The following is an 18838-nucleotide window of genomic DNA, read 5'->3' on the forward strand; positions in this document are numbered from 1 at the left end:
TTCAAGGGCAGAACGCCGTTGCGGCAAACGTCTGGCGCAGCAGCGCCAGCAGCGCACGGGGGCGTTGCGGGATGTAGAAATGGCCGCCCGCCAGTGCGGCGTACGCGGGTGCCACGGCCAGCCAGTGGTGCCATGCCTCTACCTCGGCACGGCTGGCTTCGGGATCGTCGGTGCCGTGGATCAGCAGCGTGGCCGTGCGGACGGTATGGCAGGGGGCGCGTTCCCGCGCCAAGTGATACCGCTCGGTGGCGGCAAAGTCGGCGCGCAGCATTGGCAGAAAGGCGCCCAGCAGCGCCGTGTCATGGCGCAGGGCCGCGTCGCAGCCGCCGATGTCGATCAGGGCATCGACGAACGCGGCGTCGTCCAGATGGGCCAGCCGGCGCCGGCCGTGCAGGTGCGGGGCGTGGCAGCCCGACAGCACCAGACCGGCGGGCGGCACGCCGTCCGCCTCCAGCCGCCGGCAGGTTTCGAACGCCACCTGCGCGCCCATGCTGTGGCCGGCCAGCAGCAGCGGCGCGCCGCACCTGTCGCTTGCGCGGACAATCTCGCGCGCCAGCGCGTCGGCCAGCGCCTCGACGCAGGTGGCTGGCGGCTCGCGCATGCGATGGTCGTGGCCCGGATAGACCGCCAGCGAGATCGTGATGCCGGCGTCGTCGAGCGACTGCCACGGGCGGAACGCGCCGGCGCTGGCGCCGGCAAACGGGCACATCACCAGCCACGGCGATGGCGCCGCGCCGCTGGGGCGCAACCACGGCGTCAGCATCGCGCTCATGGCGCATCCCGCTCGGCGGGCGTCCGCAGGACGCAGGGGTCGACGCGCGGCGGCGCGGGCAGCGACACCTCCCGTACCGGGCCGGCCGCCCGCTGGACCTGTTGCCAGAGCCGCGCCAACGCCAGCTGGCGCGCCGGGTGCAGACTGTCGGGCACCTCGGCGCCATCAATGGCCGCGGCAGCCAGGCGCAGCAGCCGTGCCACGCCCTGCGGCGCCTCGTGGGCCATGGCGGACAGCCATGTGGGGGGCGGCCGGTGCAGCGTGGCCGACACCGGCAACGACAGCCCCGGATCGGCATCGCCATGGCCAAACCAGCCGCCCTCTGCCTGGCGATGGCCCGCCAGTGCCAGCGCTGGCGTCCAGGAGACGGGGCCGTGCGTCGATTCCAGCGACAGGTAGCCCGATGGCCAGCCCAGGCACAGCCTGTGCATCGCCACGCTGTGCATGTCGGGATCGGCCGGGTCCAGGTAGTGCTGCAACTGCAGCAGCACGTCGGTGTCCGGCGTCCGCAGCCACAGGGCCCGAAACGCGGCGTCCGTGCGCTCGCCGCCATCGGCGGCCAGCGTCACGGCAACCGCATCCGGCATGACATCCGCCGCCTGTGTCAGCAAGTCCAGTCCCGAGTAGAGCAACTGCCGGCTCATCGTGGCCTGGGCTACGCAGGGCGGCACGCCGCCCACGGCATGGCGCACGCGGCGGGCCAGGTTGATCCACGCGCGCCCGGCCGCCGTGTGCGGGTAAAGCGTGTTGACCCAGTAGAGCCGTCCCGCCCGCGCGGCGGCGTCCTGCAGGCGCTGCACTTCGCCCGGATGGAGCGGATGCTCCTGGATGACATGGAGACCGCGTTCGAGCAGCGTCTGGGCCAGCACGGTGCCGTCGCCGCCCATGGCGCCGCCGCGCACGACCACGCACGCCAGATCCAGGTCGCGCGGCAACTGGGCCACGTCCGTGTACAGCGGCACGCCGTGGGCGTGTGCCAGGTGCCGCGCGCGCTGGCTGCCATGCGCGAGCAGTCCCGCCAGCACCAGCGGGCGCGCCGCGACGATTCCTTCCAGGAAAGCGTTCAGGTACACCTCGCCGAAGCGCGCGCCGGCCACGAGAACCCGTATCGCCTGCGTCATGGCCGGCCTCCCGCGTCGCCGTGGGATGCGGCGTGCCACGCCCACCACCGGTCGGCCACGGCGCCGGCCGCATCGCCGGCCAGCAATGCCCAGTGCCCGGCATTCAGCGTGGCCTGTTCCACCTGCGGATGCGCCCCGGCGCTCCACGCCCGCCAGTCATCGTCCGCGGGCCGCCAGTGTGGCGGCCGCTGCGCCGCGTCGATGCGCAGGCAGGGAATGGGCAGCGGCGCGGGCAGCGGCGCGCGCGCCAGCAGGTCGAGCAGGTGGGCTACCTGCTCCAGTTGCGCGGCGTCCATGCCGCCCGTCGCCGGCTGCCGTGCCAGAAACCAGCCGGTCTGGGCCGATGGGTCCCAGCCGTCGAATCCGTCGGGCGGCGCCAGCGTTGCCGGGCCGCCTTCGCACAGCAGGCGGATCAGTGCGCCACGGTCGGCGCAGGCGAAATCGGCGCGGCAGACCGGGTCCAGCAGGACCAGTCGCACCGGCTCGCCCGACTCGAACAGGCAACGCGCCGCCTCGGCGGCCAGGAAACACCCGTAGGACCAGCCGAGCAAGCAGTAGGGGCCGTGTGGCCGCACCCGGCGCAGCGTGTCGGCGTGCCGCCGGGCCAGTGCGCCGAGTGTGGCGACGGCCAGCGCGCCGTCGGCCGGCAGGCCATGGACGGCGCAGTCCATCGCGCGTGCCAGCGGCAGGTACGCCGCGACACCGCCGTCGGACGCATGGATCGCAAACACCTCGGCCGGGCGGGTGCCCCGCGCCAGCGGGACGGTACCGGCGCATGCGGGGTCCTGGCAGGGCCGGTCTCCGTCGATGACCGCCGCCTCAAGCGCCGCGCAGAAGGCGGCCAGTTGCGGATGCGCGAAGATCGCCTGCAAGCTGGCCTCGCCCATGCCGAGCTGGTGCAGTTGCGCGATCATCCGCGTGGCGATCAGGCTGTCGCCGCCGGCCCGGAAGAAGTCGGTATCCGCTTCGACTGGCCGGCCCAGCAGGTTCTGCCATACCGCGCCAACCGCCGCGCGCCGCTGCGGATCGCACGCGGGCTGCGCCAGCCCCCCGGGGTCCGGGGCCGTGACCGTGGCTTCGGCGCCGGCCACTTGCGGCAGGCGTTCGCACTGGCGCCAGCACAGCGGGGGGGCATCGGGCCAGCGGGCCTTCAGGTACCGGTCCAGCGCGGCGGCGTCGAGCCGGCCCGTTTCGCCGGCCTGGGCGACGATCAGGTGCTGGCGCCAGTCGTCGCCAGGCGGCCATGTCAGCACCGTGCTGAAGCCGGCGGCGTCAAGCACGCTGCGCCATGTGGGCAGCGCCAGCATCGGCTGGCCATCGTCGGCCCGCGCGTCGTCGAAGCCGGCCAGCGCTTCCATGAAGCCGACGCTGGCCAGTTGCAGGTAGCTGTCGCGCGCGGTGGCTTCGATCAACACCAGGTGGCCGCCCGCCCGCAGCAACCGGCGCAGGCGCGCCAGGCTGCGCGGGATGTCGCAGGCATCGTGCAGGGCTTGCGCGACGACGATCACGTCGTATCCGTCGGCCGGGTGCGCGTCGAAGTCGACCGGCCGGTTCAGGTCGAACAGGCCGTACTCCATGGGCGCGCCATGGCCGAAGCGGTCTCGCGCCGCATCGAGGAACCACGGCGAGACGTCCGTGAACCGATAGAGCGCAGGGCCCCGGGGCAGCCCTTGCAGCGCGGTCAGCACGGCCTCGGTGGTGGCGCCGGTGCCGGCACCCGCCTCCAGCACGCGCAGGCCCGTGTGCGACGCCTGGGCCAACTGCGCGATGACGGCACCGGCCGAGGCGTTGAGCGCGGCCGCCACGGGATTGTCGCGATAGAACGCGCGCGCCACGTCCAGGCCGTCGTCATGGCCGAACATCAGCGCCAGCGCCGACTGGCGGCCCTGGATCAGCGCGTCGTGCTGCGCCACGCAGCCTTCGACGTAGCGGGCGAGCGTGCCCAGCCACGGTGCCGGGGCGCCGGGCAGCGGGTCGGCCCCGGGCGCCGGCAGGGCCGTCGCGCGGTAGTGCACGCCATCCCGGTCCAGGCAGCCATCCGCATGCAGCCGCGCCAGCCATTGGCACAGCAGTTGGCTGGTGCGCGGCGTGGCCGCCAGCGCGTGCGCCACCTCCGTGGCGCTGTGGCAGTCGCCGGTTCGCGCAAACAGGCCGTGCCGCCGCAGCGTGGCGACGATGCCGTCGCGCGCGCGCCGCTCCAGCCACTGCCAGGCATTGTCGAAAGCGGCCAGCGTGGTGTCGTCCAGTTGCGGCAGGCCGGCCGAGGCCAGCAGCGTCGGCGCGGTGCTGGCTGCAACGCCGCATGCCGGCTCGTGCGTGACGATCCATGCTTCCATGCCCTGGCCGTCGGGCGCCGGCCGCAAGGCCGCGTGGCGAACGGCGGGATGCCGCCGCAGCCAGGCTTCCAGCGTCCCGGCATCGACGTCGGCGGGCCAGTGCGGCGGCGCCGCCACGGCCGGATGCGGGTCCAGCCGTGGCGCCGGCAGGTCGGGCGCGGCGCGCATGCGGGCCGGCCTGTCGGCGATGGCTTCCAGCGTATCGCGGAACGCGCCGAACAGCTCGGCCGCCACGCCGGGCGCCAGCACATCGTCCATGCAGTACCAGTGGCAGACCAGTTCCCCGTTCACTTCCATGACCTGATGGTCGATCCATACCTGCGGAGTTTGCGTGAACACATGAACGGGCTCGCCAAGCAGCCGTGTCAGCGCCCGTTCGATCGGCTGGCCGTCCAGCGTCATGCCCAGCATGCTCGTGAACACCACCGGCATGGCGGGGCCGCGGTGCGCGCCGTCGTCGGCGCCGTGCTCGCGCGTGTAGAGGCGCAGCACCTCGACGCCGTTGACGCGCGCGTGCGCCAGGCGGTCCCAGAGCGTTGCCTGGACTGCGTGCAGCACCTCGCGCAGCGGCGTGTCGGCCTCGATGTCGAAGTCGACCAGCATGACGGAGGTGAAGTCCCCGATCAGGCGGTTGACGTCCGGATGCAACGGCTGCCGGTTGAAGAACGTCAGGTTCAGCGTGAATGCCGGCTGGCGGCACGCGCGGGCCAGCACCTGGGCGAACACGGCCAGGATGCCGGCAGAAGGCGTGATGCCCCACGTACGCCAGAGCGTGCGCAGGCGGGCCCAGCGTGTGGCGTCGAGCGTCATCTGGCGCGTGGTCACATGGGGCGCCGCAGCCGGTGCGGTGGCGGCAAGCGGCAAGGGCGGCGCCGGCGGCAGGTGCTGGACGACGCCGCGCCAGTACCGCCATGCGGTGCGCCATTCGGCGGTGCCGCGCTGGGCCTGTTCGGCCATCACGTAGTCGCGGAACGTGATGGCGGGCGCGGGCCGCGCCGCGCCGGCGTAGGCGGCCGCCAGATCGTCCATCATGACCTTCAGGCTCTGCACGTCGAACTGCAGCAGGTCGAGGTTCATGTGCAGGCGCAGCCGTCCCCCATCCAGGCGCGACGCGCAGACTTCGAACAGCGGCCACCTGTGCGCGGGCGGGACGGCGGCGGCCAGCCGCGCGCGCGTTTCCAGCAGGCGTCGCGCCACATCGTCGGGAGGCAGGCCCCGCAGCGACGCCACCGCGATGCGGTAGCGCGGCACGTCGGGCAGCACGCGCTGCATGCCGTCGTCGCCGATCACCATGCGCAGCATGTCGTGCTGCGCGACCAGCGCGTTCCAGGCGTCCTCGAAGCGCGTCAGGTCGAAGCCGCCCGCGTCCGCGTCGGTGGTGGCCAGATCCCATTCGAACAGCACGTGACAGGCCACGCCGCCGTGCGCGATCAGGTGCGTGCGGCCCAGCCAGTAGGCATGCTGGATCGGCGTGAGGGGGAACGGGTCGTGCCGGCCGGCACGGTCGCTGACGATCTGGGCCGGCGCGGTGTCCGCCGCCGTGTGCGCCGCCGGGGGCTGCGCGCCGTCCGCCCGGCCGGGCGCCAGCGCCTGCGCGAGCAAGCCGGCCAGTCCGCGCAGCGTCATGTCGCGGTAAGCCTGCGCGGCGTCGAGGCGCGCCCCGGTGGCACGCTGGACGGCACTGTTCAGTTCAAGAAACTGCAGCGAATCCAGCCCGAGCTGAAGCAGGTCCTGCCTGGCGTCCATGCGGGTGGGATCGTCCATGCGCAGCTGCATGGCGATGCGGTGCCGCAGCCAGTCCTCGATGGCCGCCTGGTCGTCCGCCGGCACGCCGCCAAGCCGCAATGGTGCGTCGGCCGGTGCGGACGCCGCCGTCGGCCTGCCGCCGTCATCGGCAACTGCCTGTGCAACGCCGCCGGCCAGCCGCATGGCAAGGTGCAGCGGCGCGCCGCGCGTGACCGCCTGGTCGAGATGCCAGAGCCCCTCGGCAGTGGACAGGCTGCCCATGCCCGCCGCTTCCAGTCGCGCCAGCATGGCCGGGTCCGCCGCGCGTCCCGCGCCGGCCCACGCGCCCCAGGCGATCGACACGACGGCCATGCCGCCCGTCCTCGCGCGCAGGGCCAGCCCGTCCAGATAGCCGCTGGCCAGCGCGTGCGCGCCCTGGCCGGGCGAACCCAGCGTGGCCGCGGCCGACGAGTAGAGCAGCACGTAGCGCGCCCTGGCATCGGCCAGTGCGGCCAGCAGCGCTTCGGCACCGCCCGCCTTGACGTCGACGACATCGGCAAGGCGTTCGGCCGTCAGGTTGGCCAGCGGGGTGTCGTCGAGCTTGCCGGCCGCATGGATCGCCCCGGCCACGCCGCCGTCCGCCGCCAGCAAGGCGATCTGGCGCGCCACCTGCGCCGCGTCGGCCATGTCGCACGGCACCCAGCGCACGTGGCAGCGATGGTCGGTGGCCATCGATGCGCGCCATGTGGCGCCATCGTCGGGTTCGCGTGGCGCCAGGACGGCAATGCGGCGGGCGCCATGCGCGGCCAGCCATGCACAGGCGACGCGGCCCAGCCCGCCGAATCCGCCGGTGACGACGTGCCAGCCCGTGGCCTGCAGCCAGCCCGGTGCCGGCGGCGCGGCAAATTGCGTGGCCGGTGCCAGCGCCGGGCGATACGCGGCGGCACCGCGCACGGCAATCCAGCGCTCGCCGGCCGCGATGGCGGCGGCGGCAACGGCCACGTCATCGGCATCGGGCTGCGCGGATGGTGTGTCGCCATGCAGGTCGATCGCCGCCAGCATGCGGGCCGGCTGTTCCGCTGCCGCGACGCGCAGCAGTGCCCAGATGGCCTGATGCGCGGGCCACGGCGGCACGGGGCCGCCGGCATCGTCGATGGCCCAGGCGTTGTGCGTGACGACGGCCAGCGGCCCTTGCGCCGGATCGGCCAGCGCGGCCAGCAGCGGCGCGGCCAGCGCGGGCAGTTCGCTGGCCGGCACGTCGGCTGGCGCAATATGCAGCACCCGCCAGTCCGCCGGCCAGCCGGTGGACCCGCGCGCGTCGGCCCCGCCTTCCGGCGCCGGGGCTGCCGGAACGATCGCATGCCATGTGCGCGCGAACACCGTGTCGGGGGCCGGCATGGCCGCCGTGGCGGCAGCGACCGCGCCGGATCGCGCCAGCAGGACGTGCTCGCTCATCGCCGCATTGGGCATGTCGTCCGACGGCAGCCAGCATGTCTGCGCAAAGCCGGCGGTCTGGCAGTGCGCCGCCCAGCGCGCCGTGTCCAGGAACAGTTCGCCGCCACGCGCCGCCTCGTCGTGCAGCGGCGCCACGAGAGGGCCGAACACGAAGTCGAACAGCCGCATCGGCTGCGTGATCTCGCGCATCAGCAGGTGGCCGCCCGGCGCCAGCAGGCCGTGCAGCATCGCCAGCGTCTGGCCCACGTGCTGCGTGGCGTGGATGACGTTCGCGGCGACGATCACGTCGAACTGGCCAGCCGCGAATCCCTGGGCGGCGGCATCCCGCTGGAGGTCGAACTCCCGGTAGTCGACGAAATCATGCTGCGCGAACCGCGCCTGGGCGCGCCGCGTAAAGACGGCCGAGATATCGGTGAAGGTGTAGCGCACGCCGGTGTGGCCGGCCAGCGCCTGGAGCAGCAGGGTCGTGGTGCCGCCGGTGCCGGCCCCCACCTCCAGCACGCGCAGCGGCTGGCCCGGTGGCCGGGCCCGCGCCAGGCCATCGAGCGTGGCGGCGGCGATCTCGTTGAAATAGCGGCCAAAGCTGAAATCCCGGTACAGGACTTCCACGCCGTCCTCCGCGCCCTCGGGGAAGATGACCGCCACCGGGTCGACATCACCCCGCATCATCGCGCAGAGCTGGCTGCCGCCCCGGGCGATGGTGTCGGCGATGACGTCCAGACCTTCGCAACAGCCGCGCAGCGTCGCCAGCAGCGCCGGCAGTTCGCCATGGCGCGCGCCGGCGGCCGTGCGATAGCGGCCGTCGGCATCGCACTGGTAGACGCCGTCTTCCACGCAGCCGCGCAGCAGGCGTGCCAGCAGTTGCCGGTGGCGGGGCAGCAGCCCGCCGCGTTGCAGTACCTCAAGCATGGTGACGCCCGCATCGATGGCGTCGCCGACGCACTGCCGCACCATCGTGTCGACGCAGATGCCATGCAGCGCCGCCGCGCACTGGTTCAGCCGGGACAGCCGGTCGAGGTCCAGTGCCGCGGCGCCCGACACCGCCGCGCGCGACCCGGCGGCCAGCGCGGCGTCGGTGGCGGCATGGGTGGCGGCGTTACCGGCATCACCGGCGGCGGAAGGCGCGGCGGTGGCCGGCCCGGCGCTCATGGCCGAGGCAGCGCCCTCCGGCCAGTAGCGCGCGGTATCGAACGGGTAGAGCGGGGCGGCCACCCGGGGCGCGTCACACGGCAGGCAGCGCTGCCAGGGCAACGCCGCGCCAGCCGCGTAGAGCCGGCACAGCGCCTCGCGCAGCGTGGCCGTGCCGGGCTGGTTCCGCCGCGCACTGGCAATCCAGTGTCGCGCGTTGCGCGGGCCGGCGCCACGCGACGCGTCGCCATCGGCCGTCATGGCCGCCTGGCCCATGCCGGTCAGCGGCGCATCGGGACTCAGTTCCAGGCAGATGGCCACATCGTCGTCCAGCGCCCCGGCCAGTGCCTGGCGGTAGTGCACCGGCTCGCGCACATGGCGGCGCCAGTAGTCGGGCTGGTTCAGCGTGGCGGCATCGATGGGACGCGCCAGCAGCGTGGACCACAGGACGATGCCGTTGCCCGGTCCCGCGTGGACGCCCGCCGCGGCCTGGGCAAAGCGGTCGAGCATCGGATCGAGCCGCTTGGAATGGGCCGCGCCCGGCACGGCCAGGCGCGCATGGGCAACAGCGGCCCGCCGCAACACCAGCGCCACGCGGTCGATGTCGTCGGCGTGGCCGCTCAGTACCACATGACGCGGGCCGTTCCAGGCCGCCACCTCGACGCCGCAGGCATCGGCCAGTGGCAACACGTCGGCGTCGGCGGCAAAGGCGGCCAGCATCGCGCCATCCCGCGCGTGATGCTGCATCAGGCGGCCGCGCGTCACCACCAGCGGCAGCAGGTCCTCAGGCTCGTAGTGGCCGGCCACGATGGCCGCCGCATACTCGCCGACAGAGTGCCCGAGCACGGCATCGGGCCGCAGCCCCAGCGACTGCCAATGCGCCGCCATGGCCAGCTCGAACGCGACGATCGCGGGCTGGACGTAGGCCATGTCGCGCAGCGCCTCGGGATGCTCGCCGTCCATCACCGCGCGCAGCGGCAGCGCAAGCTGGGCATCGCAGGCGGCGCAGCAGCGGTCAAGCATCTGCGCGAATGCCGCGCTGTGCCGCGCCATCGCTACGCTCATGCCCGGCCACTGGGTGCCCTGGCCGCCGAACAGCCAGAGCTGGCGCCCGCGGCCGTGGCCCGTGTGTACTGCCACGTCGGTGCCGCCGCTGGCAAAGACCTCCAGGGCGGGCAGCGCCTCGGCGTCCATCGCCAGCGCCAGCCGGTGGTCAAGGTCGAGCGCGCGGCCGTGCAGGGCCGTGGCCGCCAGCCCGCTGGCGGGCGCACCCGATCGCCACGCCTGCGCGTAGGCGCCAGCCAGCCCGCGCAACGCCGCCGCGCTGGCGGCGCTGAGCAGCAGCACCGGCGCGGCGGCGTCATCCACCGCGTCGGCGCTGGCCGGGGCCGAATTTGAATCCGAATCCGGGGCCGATTGCACGATGACATGGCAGTTGGTCCCCCCCAGGCCGAACGCCGACACGCCGGCGGTGCGTACCGCGCGGGGCCACGGCATGGCGGCGGTGGCTGCGGCCAGCGGCGAATCGTCCGCGTCCAGCGCAGGAATCGGCTGCTCGCAGTGCAGCGTCGGGGGGATGGTGCCGTGATGCACGGCGAGCACGGTCTTGATCAGGCCGGCAATGCCGGCGGCGGTATCCAGGTGCCCGATGTTGCCCTTGACGGCGCCTACCAGGCAGCGCGGTGCGCCGGGGCTGCGGCCGGCCAGCGCCGCGCGCAGCCCTTCGATCTCGATGGGGTCGCCGAGCGGGGTGCCGGTGCCGTGGGCCTCGATCAGGTCCAGATCGTCGGGGCCGATGGCGGCCATCGCCATGGCGTCGCGCACGACGTCCTGTTGCCCGGCCACCGACGGCGCCGTGAATCCCGCCTTGCGGTGCCCGTCGTTGTTGACCGCGCTGCCCCGGACGATGGCCAGTACCCGGTCGCCGTCGGCCATCGCGTCGGCCAGCCGCCGCAGCACCACCACGCCCACGCCGTGGCCGGCGAAGGTGCCTTGCGCGCGGGTGTCGAACGGGCGGCAGCGGCCGTCCGGCGAGAAGATCATGCCCGGCTGGTAGAGGTAGCCCTGCTGTTGGGGGAATGACACCGCCACGCCGCCGGCCAGCGCCATGTCGCATTCGCCGACCCGCAGGCTCTCGCAGGCCACGTGTACCGCCACCAGTGAACTGGAGCAGGCGGTCTGGATCGTCAGCGCCGGCCCGGTCAGCCCCAGCTTGTAGGCGACCCGCGTGGCAAGGTAGTCCTTGTCGTTGCCCAGCAGCGCCTGCATGCCGCGCACTTGCGAGGGACCGTGTGCGCGGAACGCATCGAGTCCCGGATACGTGCTGAGGCGGCAGGCCGCGAACACGCCGGTGCGCGGCACGGCGTGGCGCGGCGCATGCCCCGCATGCTCCAGCGCATGCCAGCCGGCCTGCAGGAACAGGCGCTGCTGCGGGTCCAGCGCCTCGGCATCGGCCCGTGCATAGCCGAACAGCGCGGCGTCGAACTGGTCCGGATCGTCAATCGGCGCCGCCACGGGCACGTACAGCGGATCGCCCGCCACGGCGTCCGGCACGCCGGCGGCGCGCAGCGTTGCGCGGTCGAACCTGCGGCTGCAGTCGATGCCGTCGCACAGGTTGCGCCAGAACGCGTCGGCGTCGCGGGCGGCCGGGAACCGGCAGGACAGGCCGATGATGGCGATGGCGTCGTCGGGGGCGGGTGGGGCGGATGGGGCGGGGTGAGCAAGGCTCATGATCGGGTCTCCAGATCGGCGGGTGCGGCGCGGGACGGGCGCGCGGGGATCGGCCCAGCGGCCAGGGCCAGGGCGGGCGCCTGCAGGCGCCCGCCGAGCCGCAGCACCATCAGCAGGCTGGCCGTGGCCAGTGCCGCCAGCAGGGCCAGCGTGGTGCGGTAGCCGGTGACGCCGGCCAGTTGCAGCGTGCCCAGCGACACGCCGATGGCCACGGCTGCGTCGATGGACTGGAACAGCGCGTAGTCGGCGGCCGGACGCGCGGGGCGGACGTAATCCATCAGCATCCGGTAGACCTGCACGAACGCGGCAGCGGCGGCAACGCTCGTGGCGCCGATCAGGCGCTGCCAGCCGCCAGCGTCCAGCACGGGCTGCAGCAGGCAGGCCAGCGCCAGTAGCACGGCATGGCTGGACAGGATGGCCAGCAGCGCCGGCACAGGCCGCACGTGCCGCGCGATCCAGCCGCCCGCCACCACGCCGAGCGCGCTGCCGCCGGTGCCGTACACGGCCAGCGCCGCGCCGGCTTCGGCCAGCGACAGGCCCGCGTCCATCAGCAGCGGCGCCTCCAGCGCCATCATTCCGCGCATGGCGGGGTAGGCCACGGCAGCCAGGCACAGCCCCGGCCAGAGCGTTCCCGAGGGGCCGGCGGCGGCCGGCCGCGCGGCGTCGCGCGCGGGCGTGGCGGGCAGTGGCCGGCTGAAGCGCCACGGCAACCAGAGCAGCAGCAGCGACACCACGGCCAGCGCCGACATCGCCCATGCCCAGCCGCCGGCCTGCGCCACGGCCAGGAACAGCGGCGGACAGCAAGCCAGTCCGACATAACTGCCGCCCACCTGTGCCATGTTGGCCGCGGGGCGCGTGCTGGCGTCGGTCGTGCCGATGACGATGCCGTCGGCGAAGATGTCGTGCGTGGCCGACAGCAGCGCCAGCCACAGCAGTGCCGCCACGATCAGCCATGGCGCATCGGTCGGCAGCAGCCAGCCCGTGGCCAGCAGCACCAGCGCCATCGCCAGCTGGGTCACCGCCAGGCTGCCCAGGTAGCGATTGCCGCGCGCGGCCAGCGCATGGCGCTCCGCCCACGGGGCCCACATGGCCTTGAACACCCACGGCAGCATGGCAAGCGACAGGTAGCTCAGCGCGGCCAGGCTCCAGCCCTGCTCGCGGAACCATGCGCCCACCCCGCGCGCGATCAGGGCCGTGACCATGCCCTGGTGGATGTAGAAACACCAGAACGGCAGGCAGTGACGCGGCGCGGGCGCCGTATGCGCGCGGCCCGTCATGGCGTGTCTCCGTCGCTGCCCGCCCGGCGCACGCGCTGCGCGTGCCGCAGCCGGCGCCGGGCGTCCGCATCGGGCGATGGCGTGGCGCTGGCCGCGCCCCCGGCCAGATGGGTGCCCAGTGCGCGCGGCGTGGGATACGCGAACAGGTCGGTCACGGCCAGCGCGTGGCCGGCCTGTACCAGCCGCGCGTGTATCTGCACCAGTTGCAGCGAACTGGCGCCGGCATCGAAGAAATTCTCGTCGGGGTCCACGGGCTGGCCCACCACATCCTGGAAGACCGACTGCACCCGTCTCAGCAGGACCGGCGCCTGGGCATCGTCGGCGGGCGCTGCCGCGACAGGCGGCGGCCCGGACGCCGGCGGCGCGGCCGGCGCAAGTGGCACGGCGCGCGGCGCCAGCGCGTCCAGCGGCAGCAACCAGGCTGCGCCATGGTCGTCCGGATCGGCAAGGCGGCGCAGCAGCGCGCAGTACTGGTCGAACATCGCATCGAGGTCGTCCGGCGCAAACAGTGCCTGCACGGCGTCCCAGTTGAAGCAGAGGTCGCCGTCCGATTCGTAGACCTGGTGATCGAGCCAGACCTGTGGCGTCTGCGAGAGACCCCAGACTGGCCGTAGCCACGTGTCGCGATGCAGGAAGCGCCCGTTGTCGAACCCCAGCGCGCTCGTGAACACCACCGGCATCGCCGTGCTGGCGGCGCCGTCGCGGCGCGCCATGTCGCGCATCACGCGGATGGCCGGATAGTCGCGGTGCGTGAGGTCCTGCCACAGCCGTTGCTGCAGGTGCTGTGCGGTGTCGCGCAAGGTGTCGTGCGGCGTCCACGCCAGCAGCAGCAGCGACGTGAAATCGCCCAGTACCCGCTCGACGTGCGGGTGGACCGGCGGTCGGTCGAACAGCGTCAGGTTCAGCGTCAGCGCCGCGCGCGTGCTCCAGGCCGACAGCACCGTGCCGAACGCGGTCAGCAGCAGCGCGGACGGCGTCACGCGCAGCGGTGCGGCACGCGCGCGCAGCCGTTGCCAGTCCGGTGCCGCCAGCCGCCCTGACCGGCGCATGAAGCGGGGCCGGCCAATTTGCGCCGGATCGGCCGCGAGCTTCAGCGCAGGCGGCGCGGGCAGCGTGGCGATGCGATCTCGCCAGTATCGGACGGCCGCCTCACCGGGCGCGGCGCGCATGGCGCGGCGGCAGGCGCCGTAGTGGGTGTCGATGGCGGGCAGCGTGAGGCCGGGGTCCGCATACAGGTCCTCCAGCTCGGCCAGCAGGATCTGCATGCTGAGTCCGTCCAGCATCAGGTTGTCCAGGAGCAGGTACAGGCGAGCGGGGCCGTGGCCGTCGATCCTGCCGAGCTGGAGGTCGAAGACCGGCCACCTGCTCGGGTCCAGTACCTGCTGCGACAGGCGCGTGCGCAGGGCCAGGCCGTCGCCATCGTCGAAGCTGGACAGGCGGTGCGTGGGGATGTCGAAACGGGGCACCACCGGCAACACGTGCAGTTGGCCGTCGCGCACCACGGCGCGCAGCATGTCGTGCCGGACGACCAGCGTGTTCCAGGCCGTCTGCAGCCGCGCGATGTCGGGCGCATCGATCTCGAACTCGACAAAGAAATGCGCGCCGACGCCGCCGAGCGCGAAGCCCGGCTGGCGGCCCGCCAGATAAGCCTGCTGGACGTCGGTCAGCGGCAGCGGTCCGGTGGCGGCGGGTGCGCAGGAAAGAGCGTCGCCTGCCCCGTCACCGGCGTGGCGTGTGTCGCGCGTCAGGGTGGCGGCGAATCCGGCCAGCGTCGGCGCGGCGAACAGGTCGCCAAGCTCGGCATGGTAGCCGCGCCGTGCCAGTTCGCCGATCAGCCGGGTGGCCAGCAGGCTGTCGCCGCCGGCTTCGAAGAAATGACTGTCGCGGCGCGGGGTGGCAAGACGCAGCGACTGCTGCCACAACGCGGCGAGCACGCACTCGGCGTCGCCGCTGGGCGGCTCGCCCGCCACCGGTCCGTCGGCGGCGGCTGGCTCCGGTGCCGCAAGCGCGGCCAGCGCGGCGTGATCGACCTTGCCGTTGGCCGTCAGCGGCAGCGCATCGAGCCAGAGCACACGGTGCGGCACCATGTAGGCGGGCAGCACGTCGATCAGCCGCTCGCGCAGTCCGTCGACATGGGGACGGTGCGCCACGCCGGGCAGGGGCAACGCGAAGCTTGACAGTCCACCGAAGCTGTCGGCGTGCGCGCACGGCATGGACATCGCGGCAAAGGTCTCCCGCCATGCCGAAGCTGGCCGGACAGCGCCCTCGCGGAACAACGCCGCGGTCACCAGTCCGACGGCTGGCATGGCCTCCAGCTCCAGTACCTGTAGCCAGCCGCCCGGCGCGCCAAGCCGCGACGCCAGCCGCAGCGTGCCGGACCACGCATCGTCGGGCAGGCGGTGCAGGACGTTGTTCAGCAGCACCACATCGGCATGATGCCAATGCTCGGGCGCCTGCGTGAGGGTGGCGAACGCCAAGGGCATGGCATGCGCGGCGCCCGCCAGCCGCTCGCGCTGGCGCGCCACCATGGCGGGCGACGGATCGGACAGCCGGTACGTCACCTGCCCGGGTGTCAGCCGGGCCAGCAGGGCTTCGGCAAACCGGCCGCTGCGGGCGTAGGGCTCCGCTACGCGCAGTGGCCGGCCCAGCTGTTGTGCCAGCCGCGCGATGACGCTGGCGAGTGCGTCGAGCGCCGGCCCGGCCCCGGCGTGCGCCAGTTGCATGGCATCGGGGGCCAGCGTCGGGTGATCGAGCAGCGCCAGCGGCGACTGCCGGCCCGCCAGGATGGCGTCGAGCCATGGATGGTGGTCGGCCGGCAGGGCTGGCGCAGCGCCAGGATCGTGGGTCGGCAACGCGGGCCGGTCCGGGGCCGGCAGATATCGGCCGCCGGCATCGCGCTGCAATTGGCCCGCTTCGCACAGCCAGTCCAGCCAGCGTGCCACCACGGGGCCGAATGCGGGCTGCGCGCCGCATGCCGCGATGCAGGCGTCGACGTCGATGCCCACGGCGGCGTTGGCTCCGGGCGTCGCGAAGTCGATGCCGTGCCGCGCCAGGTGGGCGAGCAGGAACGCGGCCACCGCGCCGTCGTCGGCAGGGCGGGCGAGTGCCGTGGCCGGCGCCGCGCCCGTGTCGAACAGTGCGGCGATGTCGTCGGGCATGGCCGGATCGGGCGCCACGGCCTGGCCGAGCGTGGCGACATCGGCCACCACGCACGCGACAAGACGGTGGTCGCGCGTGCCGGTGGCCAGGGTGACGGCCTGCCGCACGCCCGGGATCGCCAGCAGCGCCGCGTCGATCTCGCCCAGCTCCACGCGATGGCCGCCCAGCTTGACCTGCCGGTCGCGCCGGCCCAGGAACTCCAGCGTGCCGTCGGGCCAATGGCAGCCCAGGTCGCCGGTCCGGTACCAGCGGGTGCCGTCGGCCTCGACGAATTTTTCCGCGGTACGCGCGGGGTCGTTCAGGTAACCGAGCGCCACGCCCGCGCCGCCGATCCACAGTTCCCCCGGCACCCAGTCCGGGCAGTCGCGTCCGTCGGCACCGACCACGCGGTACATCTGGTTGGCCAGCGGCCGGCCGTACGGGATGGAGCGCCATTGGGCCGGCAGCGGACCGGCCACCTCGTGGACGTTGGACCAGATCGACGCCTCGGTGGCGCCGCCCATGGCTACCAGCAGCGCGCCGGGGCGCAGGCGCTGGAACCGGCCGGGCAGGTCCAGCCCGATCCAGTCGCCGGACAGCATCGCCAGGCGCAGCGCGGCCGGTGCGCGGCTGCCGGTGCCCTCGGCGTAGGTCAGCAGCATGTCGAACAGCGCCGGCACCGAATTCCACAGCGTGATGCGATGCTGCGCGATGGCATCGCACCAGGCGGCCGGGTCGCGCCGGTGGCGCTCGTCCACCAGCACCAGCGTGCCACCCGCGCCGAGCACGCCGAAGATGTCGTACACGGACAGGTCGAAGTGGAGCGCGGAAAGCCCCAGCACGCGGTCCGCCGGGCCGACGCCGTAGCGGCGGTTCAGGTCCGCGCAGGTATTGGCGGCGCCCGCATGGGAGATCACGACGCCCTTGGGTGTACCGGTGGACCCGCTGGTGAAGACGATGTAGGCCGGATCGGCCGGATTGCGCGGTTCGGCGGGCGTGTACGGCACGCCGCGCACGACCGCCTGCCATGTCAGCATCTCCGGCGCGCGTCCGGCATCGCTGGCGGCGCCGTCCATGCCTTCTGTGCCTTCTGTGCCGGCAGCGGTTGCCGTCGCGCACGTGAGCACGAGCCTGGCCCGGGCCTGGCGGCAGATTGCGTCGCGCCGGGCGCGCGGCTGGTCGGCGGCCACGGGCACGTAGACGGCGCCCGCTTGCAGGATGCCGAGCGCGGCCACCACCTGGCCCACGCCCTTTTCCATGCAGATGGCGACGGGGTCGCCCGCGCGCACGCCGCGCGCGTGCAGCGTGCCGGCCAGCCGCCTGGCCAGCAGCGCCAGATCGCCGTAGCGCAGGACATCGGCGCCGTGGATCAGGGCGATGGCATCCGGCTCCTGGTCAGCGCGGGCAAAGACCGCGTCATGCAGGCAGCCCGTGGGCATCGGCGCCGCCGTGTCGTTCACCGTGCGGCGTACCTCGAATTGATGCGCGGGCATGGGGTCGGGCAGCGGTCGCTGCCACGCACCGGCGTCATCGCCGGCCAGTTGGCGCACCAGCCCGACGTAGGCGTCGAACAGCGTGTCGACCAGCCCCGGCGGAAACAGCGCGTCGTTGGCGTCCCACTGCAGCCGTGTCTGGCCGCCGTACTCGTATGCCAGGTGATCGATCCAGACCTGCGGGGTTTGCGAAATGCCCCACGCCGGCTCGCCGAGCAGGCGGTCCGGATCGTGCCCGAACAGCGGGCGGCCAAGGTTGCTCGTGAAGACGATGGGCGCGCCGTGCGGATGCCGGCCGGCCTTGCGCAGTTCGCGCTGCACCTCCACGCCCGACCAGTGCCGATGCTCCCAGGCCTCGGCAAAGGCGGCCTGGTTGGCGCGGGCCATCTGGTCGAACGGCGCGGTGCCGCCGTCCAGGTCGAGCAACAGGATGTTGGTGAAGTCCGCCACCATGGCATCGACGGCCGGATGCAACGGCTCGCGGTCGAACAGCGTGAGATTGACCAGCGCGCGCGTCGCGCTGCTCCAGCGTGCCAGCACCGCGGCGAACAGCGTTGCCAGGGCCATGGTCGGCGTGACCCCGCGCGCCGCCGCGTGCGTGCGAAAACGTTGCCAGTCAGCGGCATCGAGCGCCACGTGCCGCCGCGTCATCCGCGCTGGCGCGCCGGGGCGCAGCGCGGCGCCGTCGGCCGCCAGCGGCAGGGCAGGCGCCGGCGGCAGCGCGGGCAGCCGCGCCAGCCACCATTCGCGTGCGCGCGCCCGGCTTTCCGCATGCACCACGTCGGCGTGATGCAGATAGCTGCGGAAGTCGTAACCATCCGCCAGCGGCGGCAGCGTCTGGCCGGCAACCAGCGTGGCCAGTTCCGTGAACAGCTGCGTGAAACTGGCCGCGTCCGCCACCAGCAGATCCAGGTTGACGTGGAGCCGATGGCGGCCCCCCGGCAACAACGTGAGCTGGAAGTCGAGGGTCTGGCCGCGCTCTACCGCCAGCACACGGTGCCCCAGCGCGTCGCGCAGCGCGCAAAGCCGCTGGGTGATGGTGGTGGCATCGGCGTCGCGCAGGTCGTGCACGGTCAGGTCGCGCCACGCCGGCTGCGGCAGCCGGCATTGCAGCCCTTCGCGCAGAAAGCGCACGCCGAGCATCGGATGCCGGGCCAGCAGCGTGCGGATGGCCGCCTCCAGTACCGCCGGCGCCAGGCCGTCGCCATCGAACTCCTGGTACAGGTGGCAACCGACGCCGCCCAGCGGCTGCGATGGGTCCCGTCCGACCAGGTAGGCGTGCTGCACCGGCGTGAGCGCGAAGGGCGCCAGATCGTGCATCGTGGGCAGGGAAGGGGTTTCAGGCAGGCGGGGGTCCGCCCGGGCTGGCGGGTCGCTCAGCAGCGCCCGCCAGCCGGCCAGCGTCGGCCGGCCGTAGAGGTCGCGCAGGCGCACGCTGTGGCCCCGGGCGCGCAGGCGGTTCAGCCAGGCCATCATCCGCATGGAATCCATGCCGAGTTCCAGCAGGCTGTCGTGCGCGCCGATCGCTGTCACGGGCAGGCGCAGGTCCGCGGCAAGCGCCTCAGGCAGCCAGTCCGGGCCGCCGGGCGCGGACGGATCGGTCGGGGAAGTGGGGCCCGTGGGCGGCGTGGGCGGGAGTGCGGGCTGGGTCATGGCTGGCGAT

The 18838-nt window shown here is 73.5% G+C and carries 5 protein-coding genes; all 5 read right to left on the reverse strand.

The genetic code is table 11. The annotated features are described in order from the left end of the window. Position 1 precedes the first annotated feature (1 nt). The 5 genes from EHF44_RS12360 to EHF44_RS12375 are packed head-to-tail and all read right to left on the reverse strand — an operon-like array spanning position 2 to position 18828. Positions 2-772 (reverse strand): thioesterase II family protein, encoded by a 771-nt coding sequence (locus tag EHF44_RS12360; protein ID WP_124684001.1) that lies wholly within the window; start codon positions 770-772, stop codon positions 2-4. After that, the gene (locus tag EHF44_RS12365; protein ID WP_124684002.1) at positions 769-1893 is read right to left on the reverse strand and encodes a Gfo/Idh/MocA family oxidoreductase; all 1125 of its coding nucleotides are present in this window, start codon (positions 1891-1893) and stop codon (positions 769-771) included. The genes EHF44_RS12360 and EHF44_RS12365 overlap by 4 nt, the downstream gene beginning before the upstream one ends. Next, entirely contained in the window at positions 1890-11267 is a 9378-nt protein-coding gene (locus EHF44_RS12370) for a type I polyketide synthase (RefSeq protein WP_172966049.1), read from the reverse strand. The genes EHF44_RS12365 and EHF44_RS12370 overlap by 4 nt, the downstream gene beginning before the upstream one ends. Beyond that, a complete protein-coding gene (locus EHF44_RS28335; protein WP_172966050.1) occupies positions 11264-12544 on the reverse strand; it encodes an MFS transporter in 1281 nt (426 codons plus the stop codon). The genes EHF44_RS12370 and EHF44_RS28335 overlap by 4 nt, the downstream gene beginning before the upstream one ends. Beyond that, on the reverse strand, positions 12541-18828 hold the full coding sequence (locus EHF44_RS12375) for a non-ribosomal peptide synthetase (protein ID WP_172966051.1): 6288 nt from the start codon (positions 18826-18828) through the stop codon (positions 12541-12543). Before EHF44_RS12375 ends, EHF44_RS28335 begins: the two co-directional genes overlap by 4 nt. Between the last annotated feature and the right edge of the window lie 10 nt (positions 18829-18838).

This window comes from Cupriavidus pauculus, assembly GCF_003854935.1.
Taxonomy (GTDB): domain Bacteria; phylum Pseudomonadota; class Gammaproteobacteria; order Burkholderiales; family Burkholderiaceae; genus Cupriavidus; species Cupriavidus pauculus_C.

Bases quoted from the DNA above. Each gene is read 5' to 3' on its own strand.
- EHF44_RS12360 (WP_124684001.1), bottom strand. From the start codon at position 772: ATGAGCGCGATGCTGACGCCGTGGTTGCGCCCCAGCGGCGCGGCGCCA.
- EHF44_RS12365 (WP_124684002.1), bottom strand. From the start codon at position 1,893: ATGACGCAGGCGATACGGGTTCTCGTGGCCGGCGCGCGCTTCGGCGAG.
- EHF44_RS12370 (WP_172966049.1), bottom strand. From the start codon at position 11,267: ATGAGCCTTGCTCACCCCGCCCCATCCGCCCCACCCGCCCCCGACGAC.
- EHF44_RS28335 (WP_172966050.1), bottom strand. From the start codon at position 12,544: ATGACGGGCCGCGCGCATACGGCGCCCGCGCCGCGTCACTGCCTGCCG.
- EHF44_RS12375 (WP_172966051.1), bottom strand. From the start codon at position 18,828: ATGACCCAGCCCGCACTCCCGCCCACGCCGCCCACGGGCCCCACTTCC.